The organism is Flavobacterium silvisoli (assembly GCF_004329815.1).
Lineage (GTDB): Bacteria > Bacteroidota > Bacteroidia > Flavobacteriales > Flavobacteriaceae > Flavobacterium > Flavobacterium silvisoli.
In genome coordinates, this window is sequence record NZ_SJPE01000009.1 from 59,862 (window position 1) to 76,649 (window position 16,788).

Genomic DNA, 16,788 nt, shown 5'->3' on the forward strand with positions numbered 1-16,788 from the left:
AAATAACGAAATATTAGATTTATAACCTTTCGGTTTTAATTATAATTAACTTTTAGATTCTATGGAAATTACAAAGTACAGCAAAGTTCTTTTGGGTATGGCATTGTTCGGGCTCAGCCTGAATGCGTTTGGGCAATCAAAATTCAAAGTGGCTTTGGATGCAGGTCACGGAGATCACGATTACGGGGCCATCCGTATGCCTTACATAGAAAAAAACATCACGCTGGCCGTGGTGCTGAAAGTGGGCAGGCTCTTAGAGAAAAATCCGGGTATTGATGTTATCTACACCCGCAAGACGGATCAGTTTATTGATTTGGTGGAACGCGCCAACATTGCCAACCGCGCCAATGCGGATATTTTTGTCTCGATTCACTGTAATGCCAATGTGAATACGGCGGCTTCGGGTTCGGAGACTTATGTGATGGGGATGTCCAAAAACGCGTCTAACCTCGAAGCGGCGAAGCGCGAGAACTCCGTTATTACGTTAGAGAAAGACTACAAACAAAAATACGAGGGCTTTGACCCGAAATCGCCGGAATCTTTTGGTGCCATGGTGTTGTCGCAGGAGTTGTACCTGGACCAGAGTATTGCTTTGGCGGGTAAAATTCAGAATCACTTTATAGACGATTTGGGCAAGAAAAGCCGCGGGGTAAAACAGGCTCCGTACATGGTGTTGCACAAAGCCTATATGCCCAGAGTACTGATTGAAATGGGGTTTATTTCCAATCCGGCCGAAGGGGCTAAGTTAGACTCCGAGGAAGGGCAGCAGGAAATTGCCGAGGCCATTGCCAATGCCATCATCAACTATAAAAAAGAATATTTCGGTACCGGAGCGGCTGACGAAATCATCAAGCCTTCTCAGCGATTGGAGAAAGAAAAAGGCGGTAAAACGGTGGATACCACCACGGCACCTAAAGCAACAGCCAAGCAACCGGAAGTAAAAAAACCGGAAGTGAAAAAGCCCGAACCTAAAGAAGAACCTAAGACCGAAGCCGCTACCGGAGTGGCGACGTTTAAAGTGCAGTTGTCGGCCAGCGGTAAAAAAATTGAGCCGGTAGCCAGCAACTTTAAAGGGCTGAATGCTATATCGGTAACTTCGGAAGGAGCCTTGTTCAAATACATGTACGGCGATACCGGCAGCTATGAAGAAGCTAAGAAGTTGTTGGCGGAAGCCAAGGGCAAAGGGTTTACTTCGGCTTTTATCATTGCCTTCAAAAACGGCAAAAAAGTTTCGGTACAGGAAGCATTAAAGCAATAATGACAAAGAGTTTAGGATTTTATTTTAACTTTGCCCAAAAAACAATTGACATTGAAAATCACTAGAGAGATTAAGACGGCGATACTGGTTATTGCTTCTATTTTATTATTTATTTGGGGGTACAGTTTCTTAAAAGGAAGAGATTTGTTTGCGAACTACAAAACGTTCTATGTGCAGTACGACAATGTAGAAGGGCTTCAGAGTTCGGCACCTATTACCATAAACGGACTGGTAGTAGGGAAAGTGACCAAAATAGATTTTCTGGATCGTACCGGAAAGATAAGAGTAGAGCTGCAGATTAAATCTGATTTTCCGTTTTCGAAATCGAGTGTGGCTTCTATCTATGAACCGGGACTGATTGGCGGGAAACAAATCATGATTGTTCCTAATTTTGAAGATCCGTCTGTGGCCGAATCGGGGATGACGCTTAAGGGTGAAAATAAACCGGGACTTACGGCTTTGGTAGCTGAGCGTTTGACACCGCTACAGGAAAAAGTAGAGAAAATGGTTGTATCGGCTGATGAGCTGCTGAAAAATGTGAATTCGATATTAGACGCCAAAACAAGCGAGCACCTGAAAAACAGCATTGCCAGTTTGGATGCTACTCTGATTGAGTTTAAGGCGGCCTCCCAAAACGTAAACGGTATGTTGGCGGAGAATAAAGGTAAGATTAACAATACCATGACCAATTTTGACAAAGCGACGGGTAATTTTGCTAAAATTTCGGATTCGATTGCCAAGATCAATCTGGGAAGTACCGTTAAGAAATTGGAAAAAACATTGGCCAGTGTAGATAAAATCATGGCAGATGTACAAGCCGGTAAAGGTACTTTGGGTAAACTGGCTAAAGATGAGGCCCTGTATACCAACTTTACCAAAACTTCAAAAGAATTAGAACTGTTGCTGCAGGATTTGCGTTTGAACCCTACGCGTTACATCAATGTTTCGCTCTTCGGAAAGAAAAACAAACCCTACAAAGCACCGGTAAACGATACTCTTAAAAAATAAACAACTAGCCATGATGTATATTGACAACATACTATTTGCCATTCTTCTTACTGCCGGAATTGGTTTTTTTGCCCGAAACGTGAAAAGGCTTACCCGTAACATTCAATTGGGTCACGATGTAAACCGTTCGGATAATCCTTCGGCCCGTTGGAAAAATATGGCGATGATTGCTTTGGGGCAGTCAAAAATGGTAAAACGCCCGGTGGCCGGTTTGCTGCACATCATAGTGTATGCCGGATTCATCATCATCAACCTGGAGGTGTTGGAAATCATCATCGACGGGCTTTTCGGAACGCACCGTATCTTTTCCTTTTTGGGCGGATTTTACGGGTTTCTGATAGGTTCGTTTGAAGTATTGGCGGTGCTGGTGCTGGTAGCGGTTATCATTTTCTGGATGCGAAGAAATGTGATTCGCCTGAAGCGATTTGCCAATCCCGATTTGACCGGAGCTCCTAAGCGCGATGCCGATACGATTTTGTATTTTGAAATGGTGTTGATGTCGTTGTTCCTGATTATGAATGCTACTGATTTGCATTTTCAGATGCTGAATTCGGGTAATGTAATTTCGCAATACCTGACGCCGTTATTTCACAATGCCGATATTGCCATGGTGGAAGCCATTGAGCGTACCGCCTGGTGGCTGCACATTGTTGGGATATTGATTTTCCTAAACTATTTGTACTATTCAAAACACCTGCATATTTTATTGGCGTTCCCCAATACCTATTTTGCCGATTTGAATGCCAAAGGCAAGTTTGATAATTTGGAAAGTGTAACCAAAGAGGTGAAACTGATGATGGACCCTAATGCGGATCCGTTTGCGGCACCACCGGCTGATGCGGCTCCGGTTAAGTTTGGAGCTTCGGATGTACAGGATTTGAATTGGGTGCAGTTGCTCAACGCTTACACCTGTACCGAGTGCGGTCGTTGTACCTCGTCGTGCCCGGCCAATCAAACCGGTAAAAAACTGTCGCCGCGCAAGATTATGATGGATACCCGTGACCGTTTGGAAGAAGTGGGCCGCAATATAGATGCCAATAAAGGCGTTTTTGTACCGGATAACAAGTCGTTGTTGAACGATTACATTACTCCGGAGGAGTTATGGGCCTGTACGTCTTGTAATGCCTGTGTAGAGGAGTGTCCGGTAAACATCAGCCCGTTGTCTATCATTATGGATATGAGACGTTACCTGGTGATGGAACAGAGTGCCGCCCCTCAATCGCTGAACGCCATGATGACCAATATTGAAAACAATGGGGCTCCTTGGCAGTACAACCAACAGGACCGATTGAACTGGAAAAACGAATAAGGATTCAACCCCGTTAGTTGAACGATACCTGATAAAGATAAAATTGAATATACAGATGAATTCTCTTTATGTGAGGCTTGAGAATTTGTCAAATGCATTGGAAAACTCTAAAAAGTACTGAAATGAAAGCGGAAGACATTGACAAAAAACTGCAAAGCATCACGCAAAACGGACAGCATTTGAGTCCGGTTTTACCCGAGGGCATCAAGAATTATTTAATCGATATTGACGGAACGGTTTGTGACGACATTCCGAATGAAGAACCGGAGCGTATGTTGACCGCAGAGGTGTACCCCGATGCACTGGCCACTCTGAACAAATGGTACGACGAAGGGCATATCATTTTTTTCTTCACTTCGAGAACGGAAGCTCACAGGGAGTACACCGAAATATGGTTGAAAAAGCACGGGTTTAAATACCACGGCATACTATTCGGGAAACCCCGAGGCGGGAATTACCACTGGATTGACAACCACTTGGTGAAAGCCACCCGTTACCGTGGAAAATTTACCGATTTGGTAGAAAAAGAAGTTACGATACAGGTGTTTGATGACGAACACCACGAGTAAGAATAGATAGTTAGATTTTTAGATTGTCAGACAAAAAAAAACTCTGATAATCCGAGAATCCAAAAATCCAAAAATCTAAAAAAGATGTCAGAAGTATTACATGTGCCAACAATGGCCGAAATGATGGCTCAAGGCAAGCAACCCGAAGTATTATTTTGGGTAGGTTGTGCCGGCAGCTTTGACGACAGAGCTAAAAAAATCACCAAAGCCTTTGTGCGTATTTTGAATCGCGCCAATGTGGAGTTTGCGGTTTTAGGAACCGAAGAAAGCTGTACCGGTGACCCAGCTAAAAGAGCGGGTAATGAATTTTTGTTTCAGATGCAGGCCATGATGAATATCGAGGTATTGAATGCGTATGAGGCTAAAAAGATTGTAACAGCCTGTCCGCATTGTTTTAATACTTTAAAAAATGAATACCCCGAATTGGGCGGTACTTATGAAGTAGTGCACCATACGGAATTCCTGAAATCGATGTTGGATGCCGGAAGGCTGACCATAGAAGGCGGACAGTTTAAAGGAAAACGCATTACGTTTCACGACCCTTGTTATTTAGGACGCGCCAATAACGTATACGAAGCCCCACGGGACCTGATACAGAAACTGGATGCCGAATTAGTAGAAATGAAACGTTCGCGTGCCAACGGTTTGTGTTGTGGGGCAGGTGGAGCGCAGATGTTTAAAGAACCCGAAAACGGGAACAAAGACATCAACGTAGAACGCACCGAAGATGCTTTGGAAACCCAAGCCCACATTATTGCCGCCGGATGCCCGTTTTGCAATACCATGATGACGGATGGCGTAAAAGCCAAAGAAAGAGAGGGAGATGTAAAAGTGATGGATGTGGCTGAGTTGATTGCCAACGCCCAGGATTTATAAAAAAGTGTACCATGAATCGTTTTGTTGTTTGGTTTTTGTTTTTAGCTTTTCAACTGACGGCTCAGCAGCACAGTGAGGTGACTCAGGATACTTTGCCACCCCAAAAAGAGGTGCAGTTGCCCCTAAAATTCAAGCAGTTTATCATTCCGAGTGTTTTAATAGGTTACGGAATTATAGGTCTTGAAAGTGAACAAATCAAGTCGTTCAATTTGGGGATCAACGAGGAGGTAACGGAGCATATCGATAAGAAGATTACCGTAGACGATTTTTCACAATACCTTCCGATGGCTTCCATTTACGGTTTATCCGCTTTGGGGGTGCCGAGTAAAAACAGCACTAAAGATAAAACCATCATATTGGCTACGTCATATATTTTGATGGGACTTACGGTCAATACGTTCAAACAAACGGCCTCAGTGCAAAGACCGGACGGCAGCAGTTACAACTCGTTTCCTTCGGGGCACACGGCCACCGCGTTTATGGGAGCGGAATTGATGATGCAGGAATACAAACACGAGTCCGTTTGGTACGGTATTTCGGGCTATGTGGTTGCCACCGGAACCGGGATATTCAGAATGTACAACAACCGACACTGGCTCACTGATGTGGTAGCCGGAGCGGGTATAGGAATATTGAGTGCCAAAGCCGGATACTGGCTCTATCCCATAACCAGTAAATGGTTTACCAAAAAGGATTCCAAAAAAACCGGTGCTGTTGTCCTGCCGTTTCACGACGGACGGAATACGGGCTTTGGTTTTGTGAAAACCTTTTAATCCTGAGGGGATTGACACGAAAAGAATTAGTATAAGAATAGTAAAAAATAGGAGTGGGTTTGAAAGCTGTTTTTAGTGAAGCAGTTTTTGAAATGCTAAAAAAATACCATAAGAATGCTTTTTAACTCGATTAGTTTTGCCCTGTTTTTACCGATAGTATTCTTTCTGTATTGGTTTGTAACCCAAAAAAACCTCAGAAATCAAAACCTTTTACTGCTCGTTTCGAGTTATTTTTTCTACGCTTGTTGGGATTGGCGTTTTTTGTTTTTGTTGATTTTTTCTACCGTACTCGACTATTATACCGGATTGAAGATGTCTGAAGCCCAAAGCCGCGGAGCTAAGAAGTTTTGGCTGTGGTTGAGTGTGTCCATCAATTTGGGCTTTTTAGGCTTTTTTAAATACTACAACTTTTTTGCGGAATCGTTTGCCGAAGCGGTAGCGAATTTAGGGTTTCACGTTGATACCTGGACTCTGAAAATAATACTACCGGTGGGGATTTCGTTTTATACTTTCCACGGATTGTCGTATGTGATTGACATTTACAACAACAAGATAAAGGCGGAAAAGAGTTTTATTGACTATTCGGTTTTTGTTAGCTTTTTCCCTTTGCTCGTAGCGGGCCCTATTGAGAGAGCGACCCATTTGTTGCCGCAAATTCAGAAACCAAGAATCTTTGATTACGCCCAAGCGGTGGATGGATTGAAACAGATTTTGTGGGGATTGTTCAAAAAAATAGTCATAGCCGATCAGTGTGCCAAATATGTGAACCTGATTTTTAATCATTCGGGTGAGTATTCCGGCAGTACCCTTTGGGTAGGGGCGGTATTGTTTGCCTTTCAGATTTACGGCGATTTTTCGGGTTATTCCGATATTGCTTTGGGTACGGCCCGACTTTTTGGAATTGACCTGCTGCGCAATTTTGCCTTTCCGTATTTTTCGAGAGATATAGCCGAATTTTGGCGTCGTTGGCACATCTCGCTCTCTACCTGGTTTCGGGATTATTTGTATATACCGCTGGGAGGAAGCAGAGGTGATACGACTACCAAAGTGAGGAATACTTTTATCATCTTTTTGGTGAGCGGATTTTGGCACGGCGCGAACTGGACCTTTATCATTTGGGGGTTGCTGAATGCGCTTTACATCATGCCGTCTATATTGTTCAATACACACCGGAACAATCTGGATATAGTAGCCACCGGTCGTGTGTTTCCAACGGTTAAAGAATTGCTGTCGATGTTGGTTACTTTTACACTGACAGTTTTGGCCTGGGTATTTTTCCGTTCGGAAACGGTTAGCGGCGCTTTTCATTTTGTAGGCACTATGTTTTCGGGTTCACTGTTTACCCTGCCGGAAGTATTTCCGAAATTGCAGATTTTACTGGTGCTGTTTTTCCTTGCTATTGAATGGATGGGACGGCAACAGCAATACGCCATAGCTACTCTGGGACTTCAAAAACCCAAAGCTGTCCGCTATGCATTTTACTATATGCTGATTTTGATGATTGTAGTGTTTAACGGCAACAGTCAGCAGTTTATTTATTTTCAATTTTAAGCATGAAGCGGTTTTTACATAAAATAGCGTTATTTCTGGTGTTACCCATACTTCTATGGGGCATAGCCGAAGCTCTTTTACCGGTTACCGCTTTTACGCACCGGAACAGTGAGGCTATTTGTTTTGTGACCAAAATTCCGCATGCGGCCAGTTATTACCCGCATATCGATTCGAAGATGCAGGCCGTTGGCGACTTGTGTCATCACACCCCTTATCAGGTGTATAAAGAAGAAGTTTGGAAAACCGACGAATGGGGGTTCCGCAACGAACACTTTGCTTTCGACCCGGATATCGTTATCGTGGGCGATTCGTTTATGCAGGGTACCAGTTTGAGTCAGGATCAAACGCTGGCGGCTAAATTGGGAGCGGTGTTTGACGGTAAAGTGACAATTTACAACATGTCGCCCAGTTCGATGTCGGAATTTGACCGTTACCTTACTATGGGGATTCTTCAAAAACCAAAGCTGTTGATTTTTTCGATGGTGGAGCGCAACGTTCCCGAACCGATTGTTCTTTTCAGACCCGAACAGCACTCAACGCTTAAAAATGCGATTAAGACGATGCTTGGTTTCGGCAACCTGAATGTGTATTTGGATAAGGCTTTTAAACAGTATTCTATCAAGTGGTTACAATCGAGAATCAATCATGTCAAGGGACAGGGCATACCTGCGGCAGACGGGTCCAATATGTTTTTCCTGAACGGAATTAAAGACGGACATCGACCGGGCGATTTGATGCAAGAGGCAGACGTGCTTTTGTCGTATAAAAAGTATTGTGAGCAGCGCGGAATCCGATTTATGTTTTTGCCCATGCCCAACAAAGAAACGGTTTATTTTGAGAAGGTCCCTTTTGTAAAACAACCCGAATATTTGCTTACATTAGACTCGGTTTTGAAAGCCCGAAATGTGGCGGCTCTGAATACCATACAACTGTACAATGAGTACCGCCAAACCCAGTCGCGCTATTTGTACCATTTGGATGATACCCACTGGAATTCAAATGCAACGGGACTGGTAGCTAAAGTGCTCCACCGCTATATTACGGACGGGCAATTATTGAAAAAGTAAAATACTAACTAAAAAAAATACTAATATGTTTGTTCCTTTTGACAGTTTACCCGGAGAATCCAGAATTTGGATTTACCAATCGAATCGCAAGTTTTCGGATGCAGAAATGGCCGAGATTGAAAGCGATTTGCAAACGTTTGTCGAAAACTGGTCGGCCCACGGTACCGGACTGGAGGCATCCTATTTGTTGAAATACAACCGATTTATTATTTTGGCCGTCAACCAGGATGTGCAGCAGGCTACCGGCTGTTCTATTGATGCCTCGGTATCTTTCATTCAGAAGTTGGAGCAGAAGTATCAGGTGGATTTGTTGGATAAAATGAATGTTACCTTTAAAAACGGGGAGCACATTGCTCACAAACCGCTGATTGATTTTAAGCGCATGGCCAAAGAAAAAGCCGTTACGGCCAATACGATTGTTTTTAACAATTTGGTGAATACCATAGAGGAGTTTAACGAAAGTTGGGAAGTTCCTGCCGCTGACAGTTGGCACAGTCGTTTTTTTTAATAGCGTATACATGAAAAAGTTTTTATTCAGAATAGGGGTGTGGACCGCATTGGCGGTATTGGTTACGAATTGTGCATCGGTCAAAAATACTTCGTATCCGGTAGTGTTGCCCAAGGCCGATTTTGCCGGTGAGGAAGAAGATTATGTGCCGCATCTCAAATCTGAAAGAAAGAACTTTTTTCCGGTTACCGATGCCGAAACCCGTTGGGTAGACAGCATTTACCAACAGATGACTTTTGAAGAAAAGGTGGGGCAGTTGTTTATGGTGGCCGCTTATTCCAATAAAGATACGGTACATACCAATGCCATTCAGAAATTGGTTCGCGATTACAAAATAGGCGGGCTGATTTTCTTTCAGGGCGGTCCGATGCGTCAGGTCCGTCTGACCAATTTATATCAATCTAAAGCCAAAGTGCCTTTGTTCATCGGTATTGATGCCGAATGGGGGATGAGCATGCGTTTGGACTCTACCTTCCGTTATCCGTTCAACATGACGTTGGGGGCTATCCGGGATTTAAAATTGATAGAAAAAGTTGGTAACAGTATGGCTAAAGAAACCAAACGAATGGGGGTACACTTTAATTTTGCTCCTGTTTTAGACATTAATACCAATCCGAAAAACCCTATCATCGGCTACCGTTCTTTTGGAGAAAACAAAGTGAATGTGACCGAGCATGCCATAGCCCTGATGAACGGGGTTCAGAGTCAGGGAATTTTTTCAACCGGTAAGCACTTCCCTGGTCACGGCGATACTTCGACGGATTCCCACAGCACGTTGCCTTTGGTAAGCGCTTCTTTGGAGCATTTGGAAAAGGTAGAGCTTTACCCCTATAAACGTATGTTTGATGAAGGTTTGGTTTCGGTTATGGTGGCGCATTTGAGCGTGCCGAGTCTGGAGCCGCGTGAGGGATACCCTACGTCGATTTCGTATCATGTGGTTACCGATGTCCTTAAGAACGAGTTGGGCTTCGACGGTTTGATATTTACCGATGCACTCAACATGAAAGGAGCCAGTAATTTCAAGAAGCCGGGCGATATCGATTTAGAAGCCTTTAGGGCAGGAAATGACATCTTGCTTTTTGCCGAAAATGTACCGTTGGCCGTAGAAAAAATTTGTATGGCTTATCAGGACAGCCTGATTTCGGAAGCACGTTTGGCGGAGTCGGTTAAAAAAATATTGCGTTACAAGTTTAAAGCCGGGTTGAACAAATACCGCCCCGTGGAAAGCGCCAATTTATTTAATGATCTGAATCCGGTTACCAACGAAGCGTTGCAATACGAACTGTACGAAAATGCGGTTACGGTGGTTAAAAATGACAATGTGTTACCCATCAGAAACCTGAATCAGAAAATTGCTTATGTTAAAATGGGTGATGATACCAACAGTGCTTTTGTAACAACCCTGAAAAAGTATGCCGATGTTACCGAAGTCGCCGATGCCAACATTGATTCGTTGTTGGTGAAACTGGCCGATTATGAGACCGTAATCATCGGTTACCACAAATCGGATAAAAGCTGGTGGAAATCACCCGAGCTGATGGTACCCGAATTGCAGTTGATTGACTCCTTGGCGGCCAAAAAGAAAGTGATTTTAGATTGTTTTGCCAAACCGTATTCGCTTTCCCGAATTCTGAACTTCGACGAGATAGAAGGCGTGGTGGTTTCGTATCAAAACGGCGATATTGCTCAGGAAGTTTCGGCCGAATTGTTGTTTGGAGCCATTACCTCAAAAGGGAAACTACCGGTTTCCATCAACAGCAAATACAAAGCAGGCGATGGGTTGTCTATAGAAAAAATTGACCGACTGGGCTTTGCCAAACCAGAGAACGTTGGGATGAGTTCGGAAAAACTGAAGCAAATAGAAACCTATGCGCAAAAGGCAATCGACCGCAAGATGGCTCCGGGCATGCAGGTTTTGGTGGCCCGAAAGGGAAAAGTCATTTACCAAAAATCCTTTGGCACCAAAACGTATGAGGACAATATAAAAGTAAAAAATACTGATTTGTACGATGTGGCTTCTCTGACCAAAATCATAGCCACCTTGCCCAATGTGATGCAGGTTTACGATCAGAAAGAGGTGACTTTAGAAACCACTTTGGGGGAAATGTTGCCACAGTTTAAAGGTTCAAACAAACAGCAGATTACCTTTAAGGAGTTGTTGTCGCACTATGGAAGAATGCAGGCGTGGATTCCGTTTTACAAAGCCACTTTGGATTCGGCTAAAATGCCGATGCAAAAGTACTACCGCAAAGTATACACCGAAGGCTTTACCAAAAGAGTATCGGATAGTTTATTCCTGCGCGACGATTACCACGATACCATCATGAAAAAAATCATCAACAGTCCGTTGATTGACAAAAAAGAATACCGTTACAGCGATTTTACGTTCATTATACTGAAGCAGTATCTGGAGAAAATAACCGGTAGAAAGTTAGACGAACTGGCCGATACCCAATTTTTCAAATTGTTGGGGATGAGTAATACACTGTACAATCCGTTGCAAAAATTTGATAAAAGCGTGGTGGTGCCGACCGAAATCGATACTTATTTCCGACACACTACCGTGCAAGGATATGTACACGATATGGAGGCTGCTATGGAAGGGGGGGTAGGCGGTCATGCCGGAATCTTCTCTAATGCCATGGATGTGGCCAAGATGATGCAGCTGTATTTACAAAAGGGAACTTACGGAGGGCAATGCTTTTTTTCGGAGTCTACCTTTGATGATTTCAATAAATGTTGGTACTGTGCCGAGGGCAATCGCCGGGGATTGGGATTTGATAAACCGCAACTCAGTGGCGGTGGCCCTACCTGTGGCTGTGTGTCGATGTCGAGTTTTGGGCATACCGGTTTTACCGGAACGATAGCCTGGGCCGACCCGCAAACCGAAATTGTTTACGTTTTGTTGTCCAACCGAACGTATCCCGATTCGAATGCGGCCAATACCTTTTCTAAGGAAAACATACGTGAAGACATTCAGCGTGTGATTCAGGAGGCTATTATCGCCCCATAATCTTTAACTCTTTTTTTGCCAATTTCCGTTGCTATTTTTCTTAATTTCGTGGCACTAAAATTCTATTATGAAAATAGCTATTGTATGCTATCCCACCTTCGGAGGAAGTGGAGTTGTAGCCACGGAGTTAGGACTTGAGTTAGCCCATCGCGGTCATGAAATACATTTCATCACTTATCGTCAGCCCGTGCGGTTGGCTTTGTTGAATCCGAATGTGCATTACCACGAGGTAATTGTTCCCGAATATCCGTTGTTTCATTATCAGCCCTATGAGTTGGCACTATCGAGCAAATTGGTGGATATGGTGAAACTGCATAAAATTGAATTACTACACGTGCATTATGCTATACCCCACGCGTATGCCGGTTATATGGCCAAGCAGATGTTGAAAAGCGAGGGTATCAACATTCCTATGGTTACAACGCTTCACGGAACCGATATCACTTTGGTGGGCAACCATCCGGTGTATAAAACTGCGGTAACCTTCAGCATCAACGAATCGGATGTAGTTACATCGGTTTCCCAAAGTTTAAAAGACGATACCTATCGCCATTTCAACATCAAAAAGGATATTCATGTGATTCCGAACTTTATTGAATTGGATAAGAACAGGAATGAGAAGCTCATTTCGTGTCAGCGCTCAGTGATGGCCAAACGAGAGGAGCGCATCATCACTCACATCAGTAACTTCAGAAAAGTAAAACGCATACCGGACATCATTCGGATTTTTGATAAAATTCAGCAACAGCTTCCGGCTAAGCTGATGATGGTGGGCGACGGACCTGAAAAAGAAAAAGCAGAGCAGTTGTGTGAAGAACTTGGGATTCAGGATAAGGTTATCTTTTTTGGCAACAGCCACGAAATAGATCAAATCTTGTCGTACTCCGATTTGTTTTTACTGCCTTCAGAAACGGAGAGTTTTGGTTTGGCAGCCTTGGAAGCCATGGCCTGGAGTGTGCCTGTAATTTCGAGTAACTCGGGTGGTTTACCGGAGGTGAATTTTGACGGGGTTTCGGGCTACCTGAGTAATGTAGGCGATGTAGATGGCATGGCTCAGAATGCTCTTAAGATTTTGACCGATGAGACTGAATTGAATAAATTTAAAGCTAACGCCCTGAAAGTAGCGGAGCGATTTGATATCAAAAACATATTGCCACTCTATGAATCATTATATGAAGAAGCCATCAACGCTAAAAGTAAGTAAATGAAAAAAGTACTGCTGTTCCTGACCCTGATTTTTTTGTATTCCTGTTCTTCAACCAAAGCGCCGGTAAAGAAGCCCTTGTATGAGGTATTGGTCGTGAATAATGACGGAGGAGCCAATATCAAATTTTACGAAATCCTGACCGAACCCAAAGAGATCATGATGCTGTTGGGTGATGAAACGCTGCGGAAGCTGATTCACAAAGGCGATACGACTAACAGTAGTTTTGTGATTCTGAACGCAGGGCCTACCAAGGAGCCCTACAACCGCATCAAGATAGAAAAGGTTGTGGAAACGCCCACTCAAATAGAAATACAGATTAAAGATACCCAGAAGAATCTTGATCCGACACAGACCGATGAGAATACAGCCTATCCGTATACCATTCTCAAAGTGAACTCAAAGAAAACGATTGTCATCAAATAAAAAAATCCCGTCAGGAATAAAACTCTGACGGGATTTTTGATGTTATGGTTTTCAGATTAGAATCGGTAACGGATGCCCAAAGCAATATCCGGCCCGAAGTTATCTTCACGGAATTTGTTATCGCCACTGTTGTTTAAGTAAAACTCAGGTCGGAAATCCAATGACAACTGTAACGGTACTTCGGCAAAGTTGTACTCGATACCGATATCACCGGCAGCCAGGATGATGGAACCGCTTTCGCTTACACCGGCATAATCATATCTCCAGCTACCCAAACCGGCACCTACACCGGCATACCAGTTGAAGCCTTTGTCAATATCCCACACCCATTGGTACAATCCAACTAATTTCATAGCATCTACATGTTTGCTGTTGCGCCAACCTAAATCAAATTCTAAACGGTTGTTTTTTGACAATCCTCTTTGGTATGAGATCTCACCTCCAAAGCCATCATTGTCTCCTAAACGTAAACCTAAAGCATTCTTCGAAATGTCCTGAGCTTGCGCCGTTGCTAATCCTACTAGCATAAAGGCACTTAGAAATAATTTTTTCATAATTACTGAATTAATTTTTGTTTTTAAATGAATGTTGTAAAATTGAATTTGTAGTAGCAATTCTACTAAAACAAAGATAGGACATAAAGGTAATAGGTTTTTACATAATCTTTAGTAAAAGTTACAGAATTTCTATTTTGAGGGATTAAATAAAATTCAAACAAATTTCGCCAACTAATTTCAATAAACTATATTTGTTAACCCTAGGCCTTACTGGCCCTGTAACAAAGGATAAAAATAATTTACCATGGCCGGAAATAGTTACGGAACCCTTTTCAGACTGACCACTTTTGGTGAATCACACGGAGACGCTTTAGGCGGAATCATAGATGGTTGCCCAGCCGGAATATCGCTCGATTTTGAAGCTATCCGAAAGGAAATGCAACGTAGAAAACCCGGACAGTCGAGCATCGTAAGCCAACGCAAAGAAGACGATGAAGTGCAGTTCCTCTCCGGAATTTTTGAAGGCAGAACCACCGGAACTCCCATAGGTTTCCTCATTCCCAATACCAATCAAAAGTCAGACGATTACTCTCATATTAAAGATACCTACCGTCCGAGTCATGCCGATTATGTATATGAAAAAAAATACGGTCTGCGCGATTATCGCGGAGGCGGGAGGAGTTCAGCCCGTGAAACGGCATGCAGAGTAGTAGCAGGGGCTGTAGCCAGGCAAATACTGCCCGATATAAAAATCAATGCTTTTGTTTCTTCGGTAGGAGAAATTTTTATAGATAAACCCTATCAGGCTTTGGATTTTTCGTTGACCGAAAGCAATGCTGTGCGTTGTCCTGACGCGGCAACTGCCCAAAAAATGGAAGATTATATCAAAGAGATACGCAAACAGGGAGATACTGTGGGAGGGACCGTAACCTGCGTGATACAAAATGTACCTATAGGGCTGGGAGAACCGGTATTTGATAAACTTCATGCCGAATTGGGCAAGGCTATGTTGTCTATCAATGCAGTAAAAGGCTTTGAATTTGGCAGTGGCTTTTGCGGAGCCCGTATGAAAGGCAGTGAGCATAACGATTCGTTTAACGAAGACGGGACAACCAAAACCAATCTTTCCGGCGGTATTCAGGGCGGTATTTCAAACGGTATGGATATTTATTTTCGGGTTGCTTTTAAACCCGTGGCTACCTTGTTGCAAAAGCAAGAGGTACTGACCAACCAAAATACTCTTATAGAGCAACAGGGCAAAGGCCGACACGATCCCTGTGTAGTGCCCAGAGCGGTTCCTATAGTTGAAGCTATGGCCGCCTTAGTATTGGCCGATTTTTATTTAATCAACAAAATCTATCAAAATCATTAGGATGATTTCCGTTTGCATTACGCAGCTACGATAATTTAAAATACGATACAGTAACTAAAACCATATGACTACAACAGCAGTTTCCAAGAAATCCTTCTTTTCCAATCTTACCGTTCAAATTGTAATTGCCATGCTGTGCGGGGCTCTACTCGGTATATACATCCATAATAATTATGCAGTGGAAGATGCCAAAAGCTTCAGCGATAAAATAAAAATGCTGGCAACCATCTTCATCCGATTGGTGCAAATGATTATTTCGCCTTTGGTATTTACCACTTTGGTGGTGGGAATTGCCAAATTGGGAGATATCAAAGCCGTGGGAAGAATAGGAGGGAAGGCACTGATTTGGTTTTTTTCGGCTTCCCTGGTTTCCCTTTTGATTGGAATGTTTTGGGTAAATACGCTGCAGCCTGGAGTGGGTTTGAAACTGGGCAATGTCGATTTAACAACCGCAACCGAGGTTACTCAAAAGACTGAAGGTTTTTCAGCCCAGAACTTTGTGGAGCACATCATTCCGAAAAGTATAGTAGAGGCTATGGCGACTAATGAAATTTTACAGATTGTCATTTTTTCTATTTTCTTTGGTTTGGCAGCAGCATCGATAGGAGCTCATGCCAAACCGGTGGTGAATGCCCTGGATAAAACCTCGCACATTGTTTTGAAAATGGTAAACTATGTAATGAAGTTTGCCCCTGTAGGCGTTTTTGGTGCGATAGCGGGTGTATTTGCCATCAAAGACGTGAATGAATTGCTGGTAACTTATGCCAAGTTTTTCAGTTCTTTTTTGGTCGGAATCGGTTCGTTGTGGTTATTCTTATTGGTAATAGGATATATTTTTCTGAAAAATCACATGACTGCTTTGCTGAAACGAATTGTGGGTCCGCTGGTGATTGCTTTCGGAACGACTAGTAGTGAGGCTGTATTTCCTAAATTGACAGAAGAATTGGAACGTTTTGGAATCAAAGACAAAATAGTATCGTTTATGTTGCCGTTAGGATATTCTTTCAATTTAGACGGAAGTATGATGTATATGACTTTTGCCAGTATTTTTATTGCACAGGTCTATGGGGTACATTTAGACACCGGAACCCAGATGACGATGCTGTTGGTTTTGATGTTAACCAGCAAGGGAATAGCCGGAGTACCGAGAGCCAGTTTGGTAGTAGTGGCGGCCACTTGCGGGATGTTTAAAATTCCGGTTGAAGGGATAGCGCTGATTTTGCCGATAGACCATTTTTGCGATATGTTCAGAAGTGCGACCAATGTTTTAGGAAATGCTTTGGCTACATCGGTGGTAGGCAACTGGGAAAAAGACAGTTAAAAATTTTGATATTTGAAATACTGCTTTAAATTTGCT

General features: G+C 43.2%; 15 protein-coding genes. 14 read left to right on the forward strand and 1 reads right to left on the reverse strand.

Annotated features, from left to right (window positions below; all coding sequences use genetic code 11):
* The first annotated feature begins 61 nt into the window (after nt 1–61).
* The 12 genes from EZL74_RS08605 (at nt 62) to EZL74_RS08660 (ending at nt 13,562) form a co-directional block, all read left to right on the forward strand.
* Nucleotides 62–1,258 carry an N-acetylmuramoyl-L-alanine amidase family protein gene (locus EZL74_RS08605; RefSeq protein ID WP_131476204.1) on the forward strand — a complete coding sequence of 399 codons (1,197 nt, stop codon included), beginning with the start codon at nt 62–64 and terminating at the stop codon, nt 1,256–1,258.
* Between the two features lie 51 nt (nt 1,259–1,309).
* Nucleotides 1,310–2,266, forward strand: coding sequence for an MlaD family protein (locus EZL74_RS08610; protein WP_131476205.1), 957 nt, complete (start codon nt 1,310–1,312; stop codon nt 2,264–2,266).
* A 10-nt stretch (nt 2,267–2,276) separates the two neighbouring features.
* On the forward strand, nt 2,277–3,575 hold the full coding sequence (locus EZL74_RS08615) for a (Fe-S)-binding protein (RefSeq protein ID WP_131476206.1): 1,299 nt from the start codon (nt 2,277–2,279) through the stop codon (nt 3,573–3,575).
* Nucleotides 3,576–3,697: 122 nt separating this feature from the next.
* Nucleotides 3,698–4,144 carry an LNS2 domain-containing protein gene (locus EZL74_RS08620; protein WP_131476207.1) on the forward strand — a complete coding sequence of 149 codons (447 nt, stop codon included), beginning with the start codon at nt 3,698–3,700 and terminating at the stop codon, nt 4,142–4,144.
* Nucleotides 4,145–4,228: 84 nt separating this feature from the next.
* A complete protein-coding gene (locus EZL74_RS08625) occupies nt 4,229–5,020 on the forward strand; it encodes a (Fe-S)-binding protein (RefSeq protein WP_131476208.1) in 792 nt (263 codons plus the stop codon).
* 11 nt (nt 5,021–5,031) lie between these two features.
* On the forward strand, nt 5,032–5,793 hold the full coding sequence (locus EZL74_RS08630; RefSeq protein WP_131476209.1) for a phosphatase PAP2 family protein: 762 nt from the start codon (nt 5,032–5,034) through the stop codon (nt 5,791–5,793).
* Between the two features lie 114 nt (nt 5,794–5,907).
* Nucleotides 5,908–7,344, forward strand: a complete 1,437-nt coding sequence (locus EZL74_RS08635; protein ID WP_131476210.1) for an MBOAT family O-acyltransferase — start codon at nt 5,908–5,910, stop codon at nt 7,342–7,344.
* 2 nt (nt 7,345–7,346) lie between these two features.
* Entirely contained in the window at nt 7,347–8,411 is a 1,065-nt protein-coding gene (locus EZL74_RS08640; protein ID WP_131476211.1) for an alginate O-acetyltransferase AlgX-related protein, read from the forward strand.
* A gap of 25 nt (nt 8,412–8,436) precedes the next feature.
* On the forward strand, nt 8,437–8,919 hold the full coding sequence (locus tag EZL74_RS08645; RefSeq protein WP_131476212.1) for an ABC transporter ATPase: 483 nt from the start codon (nt 8,437–8,439) through the stop codon (nt 8,917–8,919).
* Nucleotides 8,920–8,929: 10 nt separating this feature from the next.
* A complete protein-coding gene (locus tag EZL74_RS08650) occupies nt 8,930–11,932 on the forward strand; it encodes a glycoside hydrolase family 3 N-terminal domain-containing protein (RefSeq protein ID WP_131476213.1) in 3,003 nt (1,000 codons plus the stop codon).
* A gap of 67 nt (nt 11,933–11,999) precedes the next feature.
* Nucleotides 12,000–13,136, forward strand: a complete 1,137-nt coding sequence (bshA, locus tag EZL74_RS08655; RefSeq protein ID WP_131476214.1) for an N-acetyl-alpha-D-glucosaminyl L-malate synthase BshA — start codon at nt 12,000–12,002, stop codon at nt 13,134–13,136.
* A complete protein-coding gene (locus EZL74_RS08660; protein ID WP_131476215.1) occupies nt 13,137–13,562 on the forward strand; it encodes a hypothetical protein in 426 nt (141 codons plus the stop codon). It abuts the gene before it with no gap.
* 56 nt (nt 13,563–13,618) lie between these two features.
* Here the strand turns inward: EZL74_RS08660 and EZL74_RS08665 are convergent, their stop codons facing one another.
* Nucleotides 13,619–14,116: a hypothetical protein gene (locus tag EZL74_RS08665; RefSeq protein ID WP_131476216.1), complete on the reverse strand. Its 498-nt coding sequence runs from the start codon at nt 14,114–14,116 to the stop codon at nt 13,619–13,621.
* Nucleotides 14,117–14,363: 247 nt separating this feature from the next.
* On the opposite strand from EZL74_RS08665, the gene aroC reads away from it, so the two are divergent.
* Both aroC and EZL74_RS08675 read left to right on the forward strand, forming a co-directional pair.
* Nucleotides 14,364–15,431, forward strand: a complete 1,068-nt coding sequence (gene aroC / locus EZL74_RS08670; protein WP_131476217.1) for a chorismate synthase — start codon at nt 14,364–14,366, stop codon at nt 15,429–15,431.
* A 64-nt stretch (nt 15,432–15,495) separates the two neighbouring features.
* A complete protein-coding gene (locus tag EZL74_RS08675; protein WP_131476218.1) occupies nt 15,496–16,752 on the forward strand; it encodes a dicarboxylate/amino acid:cation symporter in 1,257 nt (418 codons plus the stop codon).
* The last annotated feature ends 36 nt before the right edge of the window (nt 16,753–16,788 follow it).